The organism is Flammeovirga pectinis (assembly GCF_003970675.1).
Lineage (GTDB): Bacteria > Bacteroidota > Bacteroidia > Cytophagales > Flammeovirgaceae > Flammeovirga > Flammeovirga pectinis.
In genome coordinates this window covers 1,383,318-1,403,018 of record NZ_CP034563.1, presented here as the reverse complement: position 1 = coordinate 1,403,018, position 19,701 = coordinate 1,383,318, and the positions used below count along the sequence as shown (strand labels likewise).

Annotated in this window: 11 protein-coding genes; 10 read left to right on the top strand and 1 reads right to left on the bottom strand. The window is 31.5% G+C overall.

Features of this window, described 5'->3' with window-relative positions; all coding sequences use genetic code 11:
- Nucleotides 1-40 precede the first annotated feature (40 nt).
- From EI427_RS25520 to EI427_RS25475, 10 genes are all read left to right on the top strand, one after another.
- Nucleotides 41-1,945 carry a transglutaminase domain-containing protein gene (locus EI427_RS25520; RefSeq protein ID WP_126620417.1) on the top strand — a complete coding sequence of 635 codons (1,905 nt, stop codon included), beginning with the start codon at nt 41-43 and terminating at the stop codon, nt 1,943-1,945.
- A gap of 215 nt (nt 1,946-2,160) precedes the next feature.
- Entirely contained in the window at nt 2,161-2,745 is a 585-nt protein-coding gene (locus EI427_RS25515; protein WP_126620415.1) for a hypothetical protein, read from the top strand.
- 464 nt (nt 2,746-3,209) lie between these two features.
- Nucleotides 3,210-4,694 (top strand): glycoside hydrolase family 30 protein, encoded by a 1,485-nt coding sequence (locus EI427_RS25510; protein ID WP_205727985.1) that lies wholly within the window; start codon nt 3,210-3,212, stop codon nt 4,692-4,694.
- A 147-nt stretch (nt 4,695-4,841) separates the two neighbouring features.
- Nucleotides 4,842-7,076: a beta-glucosidase BglX gene (gene bglX, locus EI427_RS25505; protein ID WP_205727984.1), complete on the top strand. Its 2,235-nt coding sequence runs from the start codon at nt 4,842-4,844 to the stop codon at nt 7,074-7,076.
- Between the two features lie 760 nt (nt 7,077-7,836).
- Complete coding sequence (locus EI427_RS25500) at nt 7,837-11,004, top strand: SusC/RagA family TonB-linked outer membrane protein (RefSeq protein ID WP_205727983.1); 3,168 nt, start codon at nt 7,837-7,839, stop codon at nt 11,002-11,004.
- A 15-nt stretch (nt 11,005-11,019) separates the two neighbouring features.
- Complete coding sequence (locus EI427_RS25495) at nt 11,020-12,681, top strand: RagB/SusD family nutrient uptake outer membrane protein (protein ID WP_126620409.1); 1,662 nt, start codon at nt 11,020-11,022, stop codon at nt 12,679-12,681.
- A gap of 120 nt (nt 12,682-12,801) precedes the next feature.
- Nucleotides 12,802-14,379 carry a PKD domain-containing protein gene (locus EI427_RS25490; RefSeq protein WP_126620408.1) on the top strand — a complete coding sequence of 526 codons (1,578 nt, stop codon included), beginning with the start codon at nt 12,802-12,804 and terminating at the stop codon, nt 14,377-14,379.
- 170 nt (nt 14,380-14,549) lie between these two features.
- The gene (nudC, locus tag EI427_RS25485; protein ID WP_126620406.1) at nt 14,550-15,467 is read left to right on the top strand and encodes an NAD(+) diphosphatase; all 918 of its coding nucleotides are present in this window, start codon (nt 14,550-14,552) and stop codon (nt 15,465-15,467) included.
- A 104-nt stretch (nt 15,468-15,571) separates the two neighbouring features.
- Nucleotides 15,572-16,102: a GNAT family N-acetyltransferase gene (locus EI427_RS25480; RefSeq protein ID WP_126620404.1), complete on the top strand. Its 531-nt coding sequence runs from the start codon at nt 15,572-15,574 to the stop codon at nt 16,100-16,102.
- Nucleotides 16,099-16,719: a CatB-related O-acetyltransferase gene (locus tag EI427_RS25475; RefSeq protein ID WP_126620402.1), complete on the top strand. Its 621-nt coding sequence runs from the start codon at nt 16,099-16,101 to the stop codon at nt 16,717-16,719. The genes EI427_RS25480 and EI427_RS25475 overlap by 4 nt, the downstream gene beginning before the upstream one ends.
- On the opposite strand, the gene EI427_RS25470 is transcribed toward EI427_RS25475, so the two are convergent.
- Nucleotides 16,714-19,383, bottom strand: a complete 2,670-nt coding sequence (locus EI427_RS25470; RefSeq protein ID WP_126620400.1) for a ligand-binding sensor domain-containing protein — start codon at nt 19,381-19,383, stop codon at nt 16,714-16,716. The two genes, EI427_RS25475 and EI427_RS25470, sit on opposite strands and share 6 nt — an antisense overlap.
- Between the last annotated feature and the right edge of the window lie 318 nt (nt 19,384-19,701).

Below are 19,701 nucleotides of genomic sequence, written 5' to 3'. Positions count from 1 at the left end.
TTGTGTACGAAAGCATAACTATCAACTACTTACATTTTTTATGAAGCAAATTATTTACTTCTTTATTATTCTACTGGCTATAAAGAGTTCTACGGTAACAGCACAAGATATACAAGGAAAAGAGTATGCAAAATATGCATCTAGTAAGATCACTGTATCTTTTGAACAGTTGAGTAGATACTTAACTGAAAATGAGCATACCGATTATGCAAAAGCACTTAATATTTATACTTGGGTTGTACATAATCTAACTGTAGATTTGAAAGCATACAATATTACCAAGCCTAAATATTATTCAGTAAATCAGATTCTAAAAAGAAAGAAAGGTACCAGCGAAGATTTTGCAATGGTATTCGATTCTCTTTGTCATGCGGCAAATATTAGAAGTAAAAAAGTAGAAGGCTATGTGTTTAGTGATAATAGCGTTATTAATACCGTAATTTTCAAACCAAATCATACGTGGAATGCTATTAAATTAGACGAAAGGTGGTTTTTAGTAGATAGCCAATGGGGAGCAGGGAAAGTTACTTCAGATCAAGATAAAACGGCTAAAAATGATATTAATGATAAGGTTTTTAGAAGTAAAGTGACGTACAATTATTTTTGTATTTCACCAGACGAATTTATAAAAACACACCTTCCAGCTAATCCAACTTGGCAGTTATTAGATAATACTATAACACTTAAAGAATTTATACAAGGAATCGTTCCTTTAGAAAATAGTGTTGTCTATTCTTCAGAAAATCTAGATAATTTTGATAGCCTTGCTGCAGAAGATTTTATTTATGCTGATGCAAAAATGGCTTTAGAATTTAATCAAAAAAACCATAAACAACTTTCTAAGGCTAGTTTATTAAAAGGAGGGACTTTAATTGTGCCTCATATTGATAACAAAGAGGCAGTCACTAATTACTTTAAAAAGAAGCAAATATATTATCATGAAGCCGCTTCTTCTGCAGCTTCTTATAACAGTGATGTCTCATTTTATTCAAGAATAGAGAAAGATGCTTTAGTGTTATGGGAGCGTCATAATTTTAGTGTTCCCTTATCGAAAAGAGAAAAATATATTTCTAGAAACCTGTTAACGAAAGACGCAATTTCTGACCGTAAGAACTCTATTAAAAATGAACAGAGTAACTATAAGAAATTTAGTGAGAAGATAAAAGAACGTTATTATCCAAGTCTATCAAAACCAAGAAGAAAATCTGAATATGATAGGTTGTACTTTAAAATAACACATCAACAAATTCATGAAATTGATTCTGTAGTAGAATTTTATAACGAACAGTTAACTATTCTAAAAAAAGATAGAAATGAATACTATTTAAAATTAATTGATCAGAATAATTACATCAATCAATTAAATAAATCGCAGACAGAATATTTAGAGCAATTATATACTTTAGTACAATCAAATGTTAGTTTGAAAGTATTAGAACACCAATCGGAACAAATTTCTAATGTAGAGAAGAGTATTGTTTTACTTAAAAAGAAAAATAGAGTATTAGAAATGAGTGTAGACGATAATGAAACAAAAATTTCTAGTTATATCTCTTTATTAAAAAGAAAATATGTAGAGAAACAAGGTTTACTAAGAGGTTTATATATTAAATCTAATGGCGAAACTAAATATAAAATGGATTTTGATTTAGTAAATGCCTCGTTAAAAGCATTATTCTTTTCTCAATCTTTGGATAAAAAATATTTTTGTGATGTTAAGCAAGAATTTTTTAAATATTCTGAAGAACAAAATCAAGAATTGATTACACAAACAGAAATGATTAAAGATCTTTCTAAGATAATTGTTGTATTCCATACTATTAAGTCTAAAGAAATAGATAGACTTGCAGATAGAGAAAAAATGTATTGTGAGTCTATTATTAAACAGACTTATGAGCAGTTATCAAAACTTAAAGATGAAAGAAAGAATTTCTCTTTAATGTAAAATAAACAAAGTAGGGAAGTAGTTAAACTGCTTCCCTATTTTGTTTATCCAGCGTATTTATGTCTATCATATTCTTATTTCACCATCACTTTTTGAGTTCACTCTTTTACATAGAACTTATATTTTAACGTTTTACAACTATAATAATGAAACTCTGATATCAACTGCTCGTTATTATTCATTCGTTTGATCAATTATTTAAATTTTATAATACTATGAGTAGATTATTTACGGACTGTAGGTTAAGAGTTTTTGGAATACTTTTAATGTCATTATGGTGTTTAACAGAAGAAGTTAAAGCCCAAACTACGGTCTTTCAATTAGCAGGATGGGATAATTCTGCAGAATTCTCTGCTTGGCAACAATTAGGAAAAAGTGATAGTAGACATTGGTTAAATGTTAGAGTAGGGGTAAATGATTGGATGTCTCCTGCAGACCCATCTGATGTAAGTAATAAAAAAATGAATGGTAATTATTCTTTATCATTAGGTTATGGTTATTTATTGACAGACAAGTTAATGCCCTACTTAACGATTAGAAAAGATTTAAACAGAGCAGAGAATATTGGTTTTGTAACAGGTGTTGATATTTCTACAAATACACGTTTATGTTATACCGTCGGCTTTACATCTACATATGATGTCACGCAAGATTGGAACAGAAGTAATGCTTGGGTTGATATTTATTACAAAGTTGGAAATAATGGTTGGAAAATAGGTGTAGAAACTGCTGTGACTGTAACAGGTGAGGTGGGGTTTTTATGGATGATAAATAAATCAATAAACTGGTCTAGAAAGTAGATTTTAGATCAATGGTTAGTTGTTTTTTTCTAAGCATAGAAATTAATATTTAAATATAACACTATTTAAATTTATGAATATCCTCTTAATTCTATTGTTATAAAATTGACTATATGCTTTTCGATTATTTACTACATTAGGTTTAGTTATTTGATGGATATACTTTGGATAAATGGTTTGTAAAAAGACTTTTTTATTCTAATTGTAATAGTAATAAAGGCTGTCTAAATATTTAGATAGCTTTTTTTTATTTATAATTGTAGACTTAAATTAGTGTTTAAAGATCATGTAATCAGTACTTTAAAAATACATGTAGACTTGATGTAGACTACATCATTTTAGATTGTAGACTGTATTTGGCGTGCTGTAATATAAAAATATAAAAACGTCTATTGTACATTTGAAATATGAAATGAAAGACTTTAGTAGAGTCAACTAAATTATATAATCATTAACTTATGAAAATGAAATTCAATAAACTTATCGGTGGTATACTTACTGTTTTAGCAGTGAGTTCATGTGCACAAAAGCAAGCATCAACAGAGACAACGACTTCTAAAATAGAAACTCAGATGCCTGCATTAGAATTATCTAAAGTAGACGTAGTTACAACTGCAGATAATTCACAATTGAGATTAGCTAAAACTGGTGAATTTAAATTTGGAAAAGCAACTCAACCAAGAGAAGATCAAGTTTCAGTTTTTGTCAATCCGAATAAGTCATTCCAAACATTTTTAGGAATTGGTGGAGCCATCACTGATGCTTCTGCAGAAGTTTGGGCAAAATTACCAAAAGATAAACAAGATGAATTAATTAGTGCTTACTACACAGATAATGGTATTGGTTACTCATTATTAAGAACAACAATTCATAGTTGTGATTTCTCTCCTTATTCTTATACGTATGTAGAAGAGGGCGATAAAGAATTAAAAACATTCTCAATTAAACATGATTTGGAATTCCGAATTCCAATGATGAAAAGAGCAATTGCTGCAAGTGGTGGTGAATTAACTACTTATGCATCTCCTTGGTCTCCTCCAGCATTTATGAAAGGGAAAAAAGATATGCTTAAAGGAGGTTCTTTATTACCTGAGTTCTATCAATCTTGGGCTAATTATTATGTAAAGTTCATAGAGGAATATGAAAAACAAGGTATTCCAATGTGGGGTGTAACAATCCAAAATGAACCAATGGCTACGCAAACTTGGGAGTCTTGTATTTATTCAGCAGAACAAGAGCGTGATTTCTTAAAGAATTTCTTAGGGCCTGCATTTGAAAATAATGGAATGGCAGATAAAAATATTGTAGTATGGGATCATAACCGTGATTTAATTTCTCATAGAGCTAACGTTATTTTCGAAGATCCTGAAGCAGCGAAATATGCATGGGGTATTGGAATGCATTGGTATGAAACATGGACTGGTGGTGAAGCAATGCAAATTAATTTAGATAATATTCAAGAATCTTTTCCTGATAAAAACATTTTATTTACAGAAGGATGTCAAGAAGGGTTTGATGCAAAGCATTACCAAAGATGGTCTAATGGAGAGCGTTACGGTAGAAATATGATTAATGACTTTAATCAAGGTACAGTTGGTTGGACAGATTGGAATATTTTACTAGATCAAACAGGTGGTCCAAATCATGTAAATAATTTATGTTTTTCTCCAATCCATGCAGATGTTAATAAAGGGGAGTTAATTTACACACCTTCATATTATTACATCGGACATTTTTCTAAATATATTAAGCCAGGTGCTAAGAGAATTTCTACATCTACAAGCCGTAGTACATTAATTAGTACTTCGTTCAGAAATACAGATGGATCTATTGCTACTGTTGTAATGAACCAAACAAACGAAGCAATTAGCTACAACTTTATTGTTGGCGACAAAGAAGTGAATGCAGAAATTCCTGCACATGCAATTCAGACATTATTATATAAATAGATATGCTAAAGGGTTGATTATTGATGAATCAGCCCTTTAATTTAAACTAACTGATAAAATTAAGTTAGCGTTGGAAAATGCATTTCAGCACTAACTTTTTTTAGTCGAAATTTTATTAACCTATAAGGCCTTATCTAAATGAAAAAAATGAACTTATTAAACGTAACATTAGTATTTATTGCAATGCTAATGTGTCAGAATACGCTATTTGCACAAGATAAAGTAGACCAAAGAGTTGAAGAAATAATGTCTAAAATGACATTAGATCAGAAAATTGGTCAAATGATTCAAATAACATCTACTTCTGGTGATGATGTTCCAGATTGGGTACGTGATGCTATTATTGAAGGAAGAGTAGGCTCTATATTAAATGCAGGTACACCTATCGCGATAGAAAAATTACAGAAAATAGCATTAAAAGAAGGTCCGAATAATATCCCTTTAATTATTGGACGTGATGTTATTCATGGTTACAAAACTATCTTTCCTATTCCACTTGGTCAGGCTGCTTCTTGGAATTCAGAATTAGTGGAAAGAGGTGCAAATGTTGCCGGAATTGAAGCTTATGAAGAAGGAATTAATTGGACTTTTGCTCCAATGATTGATGTAAGTAGAGACCCAAGATGGGGTAGAATTGCAGAATCTTTAGGAGAAGACCCGTATTTAACGTCTGTTTTAGGTGCAGCGATGGTTAAAGGTTTTCAAGGTGAACAATTGAGTGATGAAGAAGGAAGAATAGCTGCGTGTGCTAAACATTTTGTGGGCTATGGAGCAACAGAGAATGGAAAAGATTACAATGCAGTATCAATTCCTGATTATCATTTATGGAATGTTTATTTACCTCCTTTTAAAGCTGTTGTAGACGCAGGTGTTGGTACTTTTATGACTGCTTTTAATGATATTAATGGCGTTCCTGCTTCAGCGAATACTTTTTTATTAAAAGATGTATTAAGAGATGATTGGGGTTTTGAAGGTTTTGTAGTAAGTGATTGGGAATCAATGTCTCAAATGATGAACCAAGGTTATAGTGAGGACCTTAAAGATGTAGCTCGACAAAGTGCTAATGCACGCCTAGACATGGAAATGGTAAGTGCCTCATATCAAAAACATTTAAAAGAATTGATTGAAGAAGGTGAAGTAGATGTGGATATTGTAAACACTGCAGTGAGAAACATCTTACGTTCTAAAGTTCAATTAGGGCTATTTGATAAAAAATACAGAGGAGTACCTAAAAATTCATCAATTTTAAGTGCTACACATAAAGCAGATGCAAAAGCAATGGCAATTGAATCTGTAGTAATGTTGAAAAATGAAAAAGTACTTCCATTACAACAGAATCAAAAAATTGCTGTAATTGGACCTTTAGCAAATGCTCCAGCAGAACAGATAGGTACATGGTCTTTAGATGCTGTTGTAGAAGATGTTATTACACCACTTACATCTTTAAAAGAAGTGTATGGCGATAATATTTTATACGCTGAGGGTTTAAAAAATTCTCGTGATATGAATACATCTTCTATTAATAAAGCAGTTGATGTTGCAAAACAAGCAGATGTAGTAGTAATGTTTGTAGGTGAAGATGCAATTTTATCTGGGGAAGGACATAGTAGAGCATTTATTACTTTACCTGGAGCACAAGAAACTTTAATTGAAGAGGTTGCTGCAACTGGAAAAAAAATAGTGATGGTTGTAATGGCAGGAAGACCATTAACTTTCGAAAACATTGAAAATAAAGTAGATGCAATTCTTTATGCATGGCATCCTGGTACAATGGGAGGTCCAGCTTTAGCAGATTTAATTTCTGGAAAAGTATCTCCAACGGGTAAATTGCCTGTTACATTCCCAAGAACAGTAGGACAAGTTCCTTTATATTATGCTTATTTGGAGTCGGGAAGACCTGCAAACCCAGAAATGTTAGGTATTCCAACAGGTACTCCTCTAGACCCTGTAGGTTTATCAAACAATTATTTAGATGTTTCTATCACTCCAGCTTATGCATTTGGATATGGTTTAACTTATTCAGAGTTCTTAGTTTCAGAACCAAAATTATCATCAACAGAAATTACAAGCTCAGAATCTATAACACTAGAAGTAGTTGTTAAAAATTTAGGAACTGTTGATGCAGCAGAAGTAGTACAATTATATATTAAAGATCATGTAGCATCTACAATGCGACCTAAGAAAGAACTAAAAGGATTTGAAAAAGTTAATCTAAAAGCAGGAGAAGAAAAAGTTGTTACTTTTACAATTGGAGCTGACCAATTGTCATTTTTAGATAGAAATGGTAAAACGCTATTAGAGTCAGGTAAATTTACTGCATATGTTGGTAATTCATCTGATAATCTGCACGAAGTTTCTTTCACTTTGACAAACTTGAAATAAGAATAAATTCTAGTTTAAACATTTTATTGTTTTAATTAAATAATAAAGAGTTACAAGAAGATTAAATCACATCTATTTAATAGGTGTGATTTTTTTTAGTTATAGCTTTTTAAGCTTTTTAATTACAATAAATCTTTTTTTAAGTAGAAGGATTTTTATTTAAGCGTATTGATTACTCTTTTTAAAAGGTTAATTATTAAAGATGATATATGTTTTTTCTAATAAACAATCTTCATATACTTCCTTTTTAAATAATAAAAACAAAAAACGTAATCACTAAAAAAGGGTTAAATGATTATGTGTCAGCGCTTTAAGTCTTTTAGTACGTAAAGATGTAGTATTAATATAGTAAAATTGAAACCGATAAAACTTGATGACGTAATCAATAAATCACTAACATTGCTTAACGGAATTAACAATTGTTACACTATAATTGCTCACTATTTAAATCTATACAGATAATGAAAATACACTTTCTCACTTGAATATTACGGTACTATTTATTGGCTATCTCACTATATATTTTTAAGTAATTAACTCTACTATTGAAGATATCTTTAAACTAAGCAAACAGCAAAAAAGATATAGTATAGTTAGCCTATCTAAATAGTACTACTTGTATAATAAATCCCATTAATAAAATTAATTATTGGGTAGCAAAATAACATAAATGAAGAGTTTACCTTATCGCTGGAACGCTCCAAAAATATTTTGCTCATAATTGAAATGGACAACTATTATTTATTTAAAGAAAACAAACATGAAGTATTTTCAGTTAAAGGGAAATATTAAACTATTAATGTTTCTCTTGTCCTTGGTGTGCTCATTACCAATGTATGCACAAAGCAGGGTCATAACAGGACGAGTTCTTGATGGAGCAGATCAATCTCCAATACCAGGTGTAAACGTTTTGGTTAAGGGAACAACAATTGGTACAGTTACCGATTTTGATGGTAATTATAAACTTTCAACAGATGAGAAGGTAACAGAATTAGTTTTTACATATGTAGGTTATAAAGACTTAATTCAGCAAATAGGTTTCTCTGATGTTGTAGATATCTCTTTAGAACCAGATTTAGAACAACTAGAAGAAGTTGTTGTTGTTGGTTATGGTGTTGAGAAGAAGAAATTAAACACAGGTGCTACTTTAAATGTTAAAGGTGAAGATTTGCAGAAATTAAATACTGCAACAGCAATGGATGGTCTTCAAGGTATTACACCAGGTGTTAACATTACAAAAAGTAATGGAGCTCCAGGAGCAGGTACTAAAGTCGTTATCCGTGGTACGGGTACTGTTGGTAATTCAAATCCACTTTATATTGTAGATGGTATTGCAGTTGGAGATATAGATTATTTGTCTCCTGCAGATATAGAAACTATTGATGTATTAAAAGATGCTGCATCTTCAGCTATCTATGGTTCTCGTGCTGCAAATGGTGTTATTTTGGTAACAACAAAAAAAGGAACGAAAGGACCTAAACCAACAATTTCTTATGATATGTATTATGGTGTACAGCAAGTTGCAAAAGCTCCAGATCTTTTGAATGCGCAAGAGTACATCATGATTATGAATGAGAAAAATGCAAATGGAGGAAATGCTCCGATTGATTGGGCAAAACAAGTTACTAACTTTAATGAGTATGCTTTAGGTACAAATAAAGGAACAAACTGGTTTGAAGAAACTTACAATAAGAATGCTCCTGTACAGAGTCACTCAATTAATATGACTGGAGGTAGTGCAGAATCAACATATTCAATTGGTTTTAACTACTTTGATCAAGAAGGAATTATTGGTAAACAAATTAATTCTTCTTTTAATAGAATTAATGTTAGAATGAATACAGATCATGTATTAATTAAAAATAATGCAGATAGAAACATTCTTAAATTTGGACAAACATTAAATTATACTAATTCATCTAAGCCAAATATTGCTTCAGGTAACCGTTATTATAATGATTTGCATAACATGTTAGTAGCGAGCCCATTATTACCAATGTATGCTCCAGATAACACACATAAAGCATATCCATATCACGATCCTCAGATATTTGACCAAGGAGCAAATCCTATTGCGTTAATGGAAGCTGAGCGTAAGGATATTGAAAATAAGAACCATCAAATTGTTGGTAGTGCTTATTTTGAAGTTGAACCAATCGAAAACTTAAAAATTAAGTCGCAATTTGGAGTAAATGCATCGTATGGTTCTTCTCGTACTTATGTTCCTTCATATAATTATGGAATACATAATCAAAGAGCTTTGGATGGTGTTAAGCAAACAATGTATTCAAATAACCAATGGACTTGGACTAACACAGCTACTTATTCTAAGAAGTTGGGTAAGCATAACTTAACGGGTTTATTAGGTCAGGAAATGATCAAGCAGACTGAAGAATTAAAGTTAGAAGGTGAAAATTACAATACAATCTTTCAAGACCCTAAATTTGGTTATTTATCAAATGCTGTAAATACAAAAGGTTCTGCTGATGGTGTTATAAAAGGTGGAGATGCTTATGGATGGGGATTACTATCTTATTTTGGTAGAGTATCTTATAACTATAACGAAACATTCATGTTAACTGCAGTTTTAAGAGCGGATGGTTCTTCAAACTTCTTAGCAGACGATCGTTGGGGATATTTCCCATCATTCTCAGCAGGTTATATTTTGACATCACATGATTTCATGGAAGCTGTTCCTCAAGTAACTTACTTTAAAGTTAGAGGTGGATGGGGACAAAATGGTAACCAAGATATTAAAAAATATCAGTATGCAGCTACCATTGGTTTTGATAATAATGGATATCCTTTTAATGATCCTACACAAAACCAACCAGGTGGTGTTCCTGTAAGAATTCCTAATCCAAATGTAAGTTGGGAGACTTCTGAACAAGCAAATATTGGTTTTGATGTTAACTTGTTTGAAGATAAACTTCAAATCACAGCTGATGTTTACCAGAAAAACACAAAAGATTGGTTAGTAATTCCTCCTGCTCCAGCATATTATGGTACTACAAACTCTTTCCAAAATGGTGGTGAGATTGTAAACAAAGGATACGAATTCTCAATTAGATGGAACGAAAGAAAAGACAACTTTTCTTATGGAGCAACATTCTCTTTTGCACATAACACAAACGAAGTTATTGATATCAGAAATGAAGAAAAGCTTTTAAGTGGTCCTGCAAATGTTTTATCAAATGGCACAGAGCCAATGTTTAGAGCAGAAGTTGGATATCCATTAGGTTATTTCTATGGCTTCGAAACAGCAGGTGTTTTACAAAATGCTGAAGAGGCTGCTGCTTATGTTGGACCAAATGGTGATCCATATTTTAAAAACCAACAAGCTGGAGATGTTCGCTTCGTAGACAAAAATAATGATGGCAAAATTGATGCTGATGATAGAACAATGATTGGTAACCCGATCCCTTCTTATACATTGGGTTTACAATTAAATGCTGAATATAAAGGTATATATACAAGTATTGTATTTACATCTCAATTAGGAAATCAAGTAATCCGTTCATGGAGATCATTCTCAGATCAACCTAAGCAAAATTATACAAAAGATGTTTTTGATAGATGGCAGGGTGAAGGTACTTCGAATACAAAGCCTAGATTAGCAGAAGCAGGGCATCAAAACGAATGGGTTTCTGATCTTTATGTTGAAGATGCTGATTTTGTTAGAATTAGTAATATCACATTAGGGTATAACTTTAGTCATTTAGCGAAGTCATCTCAGTCTCCTTTAAACAATTTAAGAGTTTATTATACAGGCTTAAATCTTTTCACTTTTACACAGTATTCAGGTATGGACCCGGAAATTGGTTACTCTCCTGCTGATAGTAATGGTGATACGTATTCTTCTGGTATAGACGTAGGTTTATATCCAGCTTCGAAAACACACATGTTAGGGTTAAGTTTTAAATTCTAAAGTAGAGACAAAATCATGATAAAGATAAATAATAAACTCACTGTAGTGGGGGCACTTTGCCTTTCAATGTTAAGTGGATGTGGAGATAAATTTCTTACACAAGAAAACTTAACGGAAGTAAGTACAGATACTTATTATGCAAATTCTGGAGAAATATTTGAAGCATTAACAGGTGTGTATAATGCTTTACCAACAGAAGGAGGAAGAGACAACCCTACATTAGTTGCTAATGTTATGTCTGATGACTGCTTTGGTGGTGGAGGTCCAGATGATCCAGATGTTCAGGCAATGGATAATTTTCAAAATAATGTTGAAAATAAATATGCTGAACTTTGGGGAAATAGTTATAAAGGTATTTTTAGAGTAAATACTATTATTGCTAACTTCGAGAACTCAGTATTCGAAGATGAAGATGTTAAGAATCAGTTATTAGGAGAAGCTCATTTCTTAAGAGCATTTTATTATTTGCGTTTAGCTCAATTCTTTGGTGAAGCACCACTGATTTTAAAGCCTGAGCCAACGGATAATCCTAAAGCAAGTGCTGATGAGTTATTTGGACAAATAGCTTCAGATTTTAAAATGGCAATTGATGTTATGCCTGCCAATAAGTATTCATCAGATATGAATGGTAGAGCTACAAAATGGTCTGCTGAAGGAATGATGGCAAGAGCATTTTTATTCTACACTGGTAAATACAACAAAGCAAGTATTGCATTGCCAGATGGTAGCACACTTTCTAAAGATCAAGTAAAAACATGGATTGATGATTGTATAAAAAATAGTGGTCATGATTTAATAGATGATTTTAGAAATATCTGGCCATACTCTTATGCAAACGAAGATTATGCATATGCTAAAGACAACAACCTATCTTGGGTTGATGATGCAAGTGGAAACGAAGAAGTATTGTTTTCTGTAAAGTATTCAATTCTTGGAGCAAATGATGGAAATGGTTCTTTAAGTTACTCCAATCAATTGGTTCTTTATACAGCAATGAGAGGTCAAGATGGTCTTTTACCATTCGGTATGGGATGGGGATGGGGCCCTGCAAATGGTGATTTGTGGAACTCATACGAAGATGGAGATTTAAGAAAAGAGGGGTCTATAATATCAGTAGAAAACCCAACTGAAGGAATAAGCGATGATTATGTTTGGGGACAATGGGATTGTTTCCATGAAACAGGATATTGGAATAAAAAATATACTCCAATTGTTGTAAACACATTAGATCCTGACGGAAATACAATTGTGAAAGGTATGTTCTATGATCTTTATGGATCACCTGATGATTTCCAAACATGGAATATTCAAGACGAAATGCTTTTAAGGTTCTCTGACGTATTGTTAATGGCGGCTGAGTTAGGTGTAAATGCAAACGAAAACTTTAACAGAGTAAGAACAAGAGCAGGTTTGGGAGCAAAAGATCCAAGCTTAGCAAATATCAAAGCTGAAAGAAGACATGAATTGGCCTTCGAAGGTTTAAGATATTTTGATCTTCAACGTTGGGGAGATGCAGAAGCTGTAATTAATAAATCGAACGGAACTATTGTAAAAACAAGGAATATTGATACTCCATATGAAGTAAACTATAGACCTGAAACAAATGGTTTCTTACCTATACCAGAATCTGAATTACGTTTATCGGGTGGCGTTTTAGTACAAAACCCAGGATGGTAAATTAATAGTGAAGTTGATATTTTATATATCATTCAATATCAACTTCACCTTTCTAACTATTTATAATTCATCTCACATTTTTTTAAGAGATGAAATGAATTTTTCAACTATATAAAAATTATGAAACAGCAAATTGAAAACAAGTTTTGGTTATTCACAAAACTTATCGGAACTCTTATGTCTTTATCTATTGCAACACTTTGGTCTTGTAGTACAGAAGAAGTAGAAAGTATAATCTCTTTACCACCACAAGCTAACTTTGAATCTGCAGTAGATGGAGAAAATACATTGTTAGTGAATTTCACAAATTCATCTACAGGTGCAGTAGGTTATGCATGGGACTTTGGTGATAATCTAGGAACTAGTGTAGAAGAAAATGCTTCTTATACTTATGAAGAAGCTGGCGATTATTCAGTGAAATTAATTGCAACAAATGCAGCTGGTGTTACTAATGAAGTAACTAAATCTATTTCAGTTGTTGCTCCTGGTACTGAAACTTTAATTGCAGGAAAAGGGTCTAAAACATGGAAGTTGTATAGAGAATGCTACTCAATGTTAATTGGTAGTAGTGATAAAAATAAAGGAGAATGGGTTGCCTTAATTAATGATGGAGCTAGAGATTGTTTATATCAACAAGAATGGATATTCAAATCAAATGGAACAGTTGAATTTAAAGATAATGGATATTTTTGGGGAGAACATGGCCCATTTGGAACATCTGCAGGAGACAACCTTTTAGATCAATGCTTTACACCTAGCCCATCAACAATGAAAAATGTTGATAATGAAGATGTTAGTGCTTGGGGCTCGGGAAGTCATAAGTATACATATGATGCAGTTGAAGGTAAATTGGTATTAGAAGGTAATGGAGCATGGATGGTTGTTCCTAAGTTGTTAGGTGGTGAAGGTGAAGAATGGGAAACTATGGCTCCTTTTGATGGAGCACAAATCACTCCTACATCTACTATTATTGAAGAACATGAAGGATATGATCTTATGAGAGTAGTATTTAATGGACCAACTTATAATGAAGCGGTATACGTAAGTTATGATAATTGGGATGATGAACCAGAAATCAATATTGCAACTGAAGAAAGTACTTCAGAATGTATGATTGATAATGTTGTTAACAGTGATCCTTGTAATGAAGTTGGAGATAAAGATGTAAATGTAGATGCTATTGATTGGGAAGATATTGTATTAACAGAGCTTTCAAACACATTCATAGCAGAAGATGATGATAATGTTAAAGGTTTAACCACTGCTAATTCATCGGGTGTTATAATTACTCCTGCCTCAGTAGGACCTAATGATGAATTAGTGGGTATGTACGAGCGTACAGAGTCTGAATGGGCAGATGCACAATTCTATTTTGACGAAAAGGATGCTAGTTTCGAAAACTTTACTACAGTTTCAGTAGAAGTATATTTCCCTTCAACTAATGATTATTCAGGAGCTCTTGCGAAAAAAGTAGAAATATTTATCAGAGATTCAAGTGAAGATGGAGGAAATTCTTGGAAATATGGTGAAACATATGCTATGGAAGATATTGCTGAAGGAGAGTGGGTTACTGTGAAATTTGATTTGACTGATTGTAATAAATCTCGAAATGATTTAGACTTAGTAGGTCTAGTAATTGGTGGTGGTGGTCACCTTGAAACAGGTACTTTCTACATCAGAAACTTTATGTTTGAGTAAGAATTTGTTTTCTAATAAATATATATAGTCTGAGGCTACCCTTTAATTAGGGTAGCCTTTTTTTGTTTAATTCTTCTACATCAACTTTCTCCATACATCGAAATAATTAATCAAAAATCAGATGTTTTAGTTACTTTCGATAAAGTATTTAAAACATAATAATAGAATAAATGTCTTTTGAGAAACGAGTAGATTTACGTCAAGATCTTGATTTTAGAAATAAGGTACTAGAAAGTAAACAAACAAAAGTGTACGCTGTTTGGAGAAATTGTAATTTAATTACTGAGGTGAATGGATTATATAAACCCCTAGAAGTTACACTAAATGATAAATTGGTTGACAATGCTGATCAAATAATATTTTTAGGACGAAGAGATGAGGTTGATCTAATAGGAGTTGATTTTTCATCTTTAGAAAAAGAGAACCTTAAAAAAATTCTCCTAGAAGGTGAATTTTTGAATATGTTAGAAGAAAGAAGTCTCCTAACAATTACAGAAGCACCATTAATGGCTTATACAAGAGGCTTAATGCATTGGAATAAAAATTCTAAATTTTGTGGAAAATGTGGCTCTTTTACTAATTCAGAAGATTTTGGACATACAAGAAGATGTAATAACAATGCATGTAATAAAATTCATTACCCAAGACTTGAACCTGCAATAATAGTTTTAGTAGAAAGAATAAATAAAGATGGAGTAAAAGAATGTCTTTTAGGTAGACATGTTAGAATTCCTGATTTTTGGACTACTCTTGCTGGTTTTGTGGATTTTGGAGAACAGATAGAAGAAGCTGTATCAAGAGAGATATCTGAAGAAGTAGGTATAGAAGTAGATAGTATACAATATATAAAATCTCAACCTTGGCCATTTCCTTCATCATTAATGTTAGGGTTTACTGCAAATGCCACAACAAGTAAAATAAAAGTAGATCCGTTAGAGTTAATAGAAGCAGATTGGTTTTCAGCACAAAAACTTTCTAAAGGTATAAAAGAAGGTACTATTATAATTCCGGGTAAGGCATCTATTGCGTATCAGTTAATTAATACTTGGTTAAGTAAAGAGGGGTTTGATTCTGATTATAACATATAAATTAACATTATAATTTAACAAAGTATGATCTAGATTTTAAAAGGATAAACTATGAAATCATATTTTTAGAGGTATATTTGATATGCACCTACAAAACTAAAACTATGATACAACTAAAACCCTTACAAAAAACTGACGTCGATTATTTTTATAAATGGTTAAATGATGATGATGTAATTAAGTATTCTTTGTCTATTTTTTCTAAAATAAGCTCAAAAGATGAAATCAATAGGTGGTTTACTTCTGTTTTAAACAGTTCGTTTGAAATTGTCTATGGAATATTCTTAGAAAATACATCCGAATTAATAGGTTATACAGGTTTTTGTAATATTTCTAGACAAAATAACTCAGCAGAATATTTCCTTTTTATAGGTAATAAGAAGTATTGGGGACAAGGAATTGGTACTAGAGTTACTGAAGAAATTTTAGAAATTGGTTTCTATGGACATAATTTTCATCGCATTATGCTAACAGTTTCAGAGCCTAATATTGGGGCTCTAAAAGCCTATTCAAAAGCGGGTTTTGTAAAGGAAGGACGCTTAAGGAAATCATGTTTAAGACAAGGTTCTTATCACGATAAAATAATTATGTCTATTTTAGTGGACGAATTTAAATCTAAATCAATTTCTTTATGAATGGACCTAACCCATTAACTAAATTCCCCTTAGCACAATATGACCGTTTGTGCTTTTTAAAAAACATCATTAAAAACCCAAATATTATAGTTGGTGATTATACCTATTATGACGATTTTGAAACAGTAGAAAACTTCGAGAAGAACGTAAAGTACCACTTCGATTTCATAGACGACAAATTAATTATTGGCAAATTCTGTATGATAGCTTCAGATGTTAAGTTTATAATGAACGGAGCAAATCATTTAACAGATGCGGTATCTACCTATCCTTTTGGGATTTTTGGTAACGGATGGGAGAAGGCTATGGAAGGAAAAAAATACCCATCAAAAGGTAATATAGAAGTAGGTAACGATGTTTGGATAGGTTATAATGCCACCATAATGGCTGGTGTAAAAGTAGGCGATGGTGCAATAATAGCTACTAATTCAACAGTAGTAAAAAATGTACCACCTTATGCTGTGGTGGGAGGTAACCCGGCCAAGATTATTAAAATGCGTTTTCCAGATAACCATATTTTAAAATTATTACATCTAAAATGGTGGAACTGGGACATTGATAAAATTACAGAAAACCTTGACCTTTTAACATCACAGAAAATAGATGAATTATTATAAGTCTTTAATAAATTTATCAAGGTCAATTTCACCATCTAATTCCATTTTTTTACGCAACCTGTAACGATTCATTATCACACTTCTATTCGTAATGTTCATGATATTAGCAATCTCTTGATTTGTTAAGTTAAAGCGTATAAGTGAGATCAATCGATGATCATGAGAAGTTAACTGAGGGTAATCTTCATTTAACTTCTTTATAAAATCTTGATGTAATTCTGAAAATAATTGATAGAAAATGAAATTTTTCTTTTCGTTATTCATCTCGTTTTCAATCCGCTTAACCCATGCTCCCGCAGTTTTATTTTTTATGAGTGATAATCCATCACTAACTTGTTTCAGAAATTCATTTTTACGTGATATTTCTTCTGCGTATTTAATCAATTGTTCGTTTCTTATGGCTAACGTCTGATGTTCTATTTCAATCTGTTGTTCTTTTCGTTGTCTTTTTTCGGCTTTCTGATTTACATCATACCAAATCTTTCTTCCAATAAAATAAAGTAGAATAAGCAACATAAAAATAGGAAGCAAAACCCATGCTGTCTGATACCAATATTTATGAATCTTAAAAGATAGTGTAGTAGCTTTTATTGCTCCATTATTGATACGGCTTTCTAAAGTAAAAGTGTACTCACCACCATCAAGTTGCGTGTACTCCTTTTCGTTGGTTACACTCCAAGGCGACCAGTTCGTATCAATTCCATTTAATTTATATCTATATTCATTAAAATCTCGACTTTTCTTTTCAATTCCAAATAGTAACCTAATATCTGTTTTACCTGCTGGAAATGGATCTTTAATAGCACCTGGTTGAAAGAAATTACGAGTACTATCTACTGAGGCTACAGATAATTTTGAAATTACAGGCACAGGAGTCTCTATAGTTCTAGATTCAGAGTAAGCATCAAAAATCTCCACACCTGTTTCTGTCGTTATTCTTAGTGTACCATTATAAAATTCTAAAAACTGATACCCTTTAATAAACTGATTATTTAAAGAGTTAAAAGCATTATCATAGGCAAAGAAATGACCATTGTGAATGTTTATACCCATATGTAAAAGTCCATTTTTAATGTAGGCATACTTCGACCCATTATCTGTTATGGCTAAAGCCGATATATTACCTGCAGGTAGTAAAGAATAGGGAGGAGTATTTAATAGTCTAAATTTATCATCTTTATACGTAAGTAGGCTGCTATCATTTACAAAAACTATCTGATTATCCGTATAGAAAATCTGATTATAGTTACTATGCTGCTTACTGCTAAAAGTATTGTTTATGGTAAATTGATACTGCCTAACATTCTTATTGTTATCTATAGTCCAAACCGAATTTGAATTTTCATCATATAACATCTTCGTTACATTGGTATTCTTCAACTTGTCGATAATGGTTACTTTATTATTTCTTATCTGAATTAGATATACACCAATATATGTAGACATTAAATAATTGTCAGTTTTTCCAAATTGACAGATATTCATGACACCAATTTTAGTGTATATTGGTTGTAACTGTTTCTTTTTATAAAGGAACAAACCATTATCATGACATATAAATACACCATTTTTATTTTGTTGCATGTTCCAAACTTGCCCTTGGCTTTTAGGAACAGGAGTAAAAGGCTGTTTTCCTTCAGAAATATAGAGTCCTTTATTTGTAGCTAAAAGAGTAGTAGCAGCAGTTGTAATTACCTTATAAGTTGCTCCCTTATCAAAAATAGTTTTTAGAGCACCTTGTTTTTCTATGTACGAAATACCATTATCAAGCCCCAACCAAATATTACCTTTTACATCTACATTAATAGCAAGAATGGTATCATCATTTAAACCATTTGTAGCATCAATATGCTCTATTATAGTGCGTTTATTAAGGTCATAAATAAATAAACCAGCAGATATAGTTCCAACAGCAATTAATGATTTATCAATATTCTTAATAGAAAAAATACCCTCTTTAGTGATAACACGAGGAAGAACATCAAGTTGCTGAAAAATACCACCATTAAAAGAATAAATGCTTCCGTCGGTATGCATTAGTAGTAATTCATTATTATGAATGATTAATTCTTTTACCTCAGAATGATTTGCAAGTGTATCTGTTATTATAAACTGATTATTTTTAATGTAACCAAAAGCATTATCTCTATTAATTGCCCAAATAACTTTATTCCATTTTTTCATTCGGGTAAAACCAGTAGTACTTTTTATTTTTTCTTCTTTTTTAGTTTGAGAATTATAAATAGTGATACTCTGCTCTGTACGCATATATACTTTATTACTTGTGTATTCTAGCTCCCAAACTTGTCCGTCAGTAATATTGCCACACTTAGTATATGATAATTGATTGTTTTTTTCTTTCCAGAAGTAGCCATATTCAGAATGCCCACCAGACCATATAATATCATTATCTACCTTAATAGATATAACCTTGTCTTTAGAAGTGGTTGTGTAAAATTCCCAATTTCCATAAGAGTATTGAGCAAGACCACTGCCATTAGCAAAATAAACATTATTATTTCTATCAAAATCAATATCCCAATTCTGACGGTCGCCCAAGTAGTCAAATCTATTATAAGATTTTACAATTGGAACAATAGGCGTTGCTACAGAGAAAAGTCCATTTACAAAAAAATATAGAAATAAAAACACGAGTTTCTTCATACCTACAAATATAATCCATAATTCTACTTAGTTAATATGTTTCTAGCTATCTATAAATTTAATTTAACTCCCAATATCTTTGAGTACCTCTTTTTCTCAAATTACCTAAAAACGAATGTTTGTTGAACTTATGTTTAATCTAAAACTATTAACGAAAAATAAACCTACTTTTTTTCACTAGTAATATTTATTGTTCTATATCTTTTTATTAGCATAATATTGATGTTTTAATATGATTATTTAAAGTTAGCGTTCATTTTGTTGAACATTTTTTAAATTTGTTTAAACAAAATTAGTTTACAGACCTTTTATAGAGTT